A 1,678-nucleotide genomic window follows, 5' to 3' on the forward strand; every position below is an offset into this window, starting at 1 on the left:
TTTGGGGGAAACATCTGACCGACAGCGAGTGTTACGGTTGGGCCCTGAAAACCGCCCGAGTACCGATTTTTTGTCAGGTGACAATGCCATTGGGCGTTGAGGACGGATGTAGGGAGCCACGGCTCGACGAGTGACAATGGGAGAGACGCGTTGACCGCAAGGCGTTCGGAGATCCCTTCTGGCGTCCCCCACAGACTCCATTCGAGGAGTGCCGTGGCGTGGGCGGTTGCGCTCGGCGAATCGGGCGACTCCGCGGGGCCGTGGAGCGATGCGCCCGATACATTGGCGCTGCTCCTGTCGAAGAGTCTCACATGAAGTTTGCAGACGCTGGGTTCGAACTCAACCTCGAGCCGTCCCGTCCAAACGGGGGGGCCCGCAATCTCGAAATTCGTTTCGCTTTTCTCACCATGTTGGGGTGGCCGGCCTTTTTCCTCTCGAATGATCAGTTCCTCGCACGAGAGGGAAACCTGTCGATGCTCCGCCACCAGTAAGAAAATTCGGTTTTCCAGTTCCTGCCGCAGGAACCGCAAACCGTCACAGGTTGTCACCGCGTTTTCCACAAGCCAGATATCTCGGTCGGAATGGGAGCTCAGCGTGAGACTGGTTGCATGTAAAATGGGCGCTTCGGTGCCCGGGAAAGAGAGCCGCACATTTTTCAGTCGCAGAATCCCTGGCCGTGGACGTTGCACTGATTCAATGTGAAGATTTGTCCCGAAAAGCAGGGCAAGCCGATCGGCTGACGACACGGGGACCGCCGCCCTCCTAGTCATCCACGCACTGCTGCAAATGACGAGCGTGGGAACGACCCAGATAAACAGGAGGCTGGTCGCTAACAGCTTTTTGACGAGTGTGTTCTCCATGATCGGCCTCCTTGCCCTGACACGACGCTCACGCTATTACGCTGCAGGATTTATTGGTCAGGAACCTCCGGGGGCTTTTCCAGTTGCAGCCGCTCGCGGACCATTTTCTCAAAGAGTTGCATGCGCTGCTGGATTTCCTCGATATGGTCGCCACCAAATTTGTCGATCACAGCGGCAGCGATTTCAAACGCCACGACGTTCTCCACGATGACACTGGCAGCGGAAATCGCGCAGACATCGCTGCGCTCGTAGGCCGCCTGCTCCGGCTGTTTGGTGCGCAGATTCACCGATTCCAGGGGGCGAGCGAGGGTGCTGATCGGTTTCATGGCCGCTCGGACAACCAATGGTTGACCGTTGGTCATCCCCGCTTCAAGGCCTCCCGCATTGTTGGTTGGCCGAACGAACCCGAAGCACCGTTCGTGGATTCGCGCGGGATCGAACAGAATGGGGTCGTGGACTTCCGACCCGAAACGCCGGGCGGCCTCGAAGCCCAGTCCAATCTCGACACCCTTGATCGCCTGAATCGCCATCACCGCTGCCGCCAGTCGGCCGTCCAACTTCCGATCCCACTGCGCGTGGGTGCCCAGGCCGAATGGTAGATTTTCCACGCGGACTTCCACGATTCCCCCCAGGGTATCGCCTCGTTTCTGGCAGGCGTCGATGAGCTGTTTGGCGTCGGGGTCTTTTTCTGGGCAAAGGGAATACAGTTCGCTCCCGTCTCGAATGCTCCGAAGTTCTGCCAGCGTTCCCGGCCGAGGAGGCAGTTGGACCGGTCCAATCTGGACGACGTAACCCAAAACGTCGATCTGAAGAGCGGA

The 1,678-nt window shown here is 58.8% G+C and carries 2 protein-coding genes; both read right to left on the reverse strand.

The genetic code is table 11. The features are described 5' to 3' along the window. Positions 1 to 860 (reverse strand): hypothetical protein (locus H5U08_RS17985; RefSeq protein ID WP_297036279.1); only part of this gene is annotated, 860 nt, incomplete at its 3' end. Between the two features lie 50 nt (positions 861 to 910). Next, the coding region (locus H5U08_RS17990; RefSeq protein WP_297036282.1) for a chorismate synthase at positions 911 to 1,678 on the reverse strand (768 nt) is incomplete at its 5' end.

Source organism: Thermogutta sp. (assembly GCF_014359955.1).
GTDB lineage: Bacteria > Planctomycetota > Planctomycetia > Pirellulales > Thermoguttaceae > Thermogutta.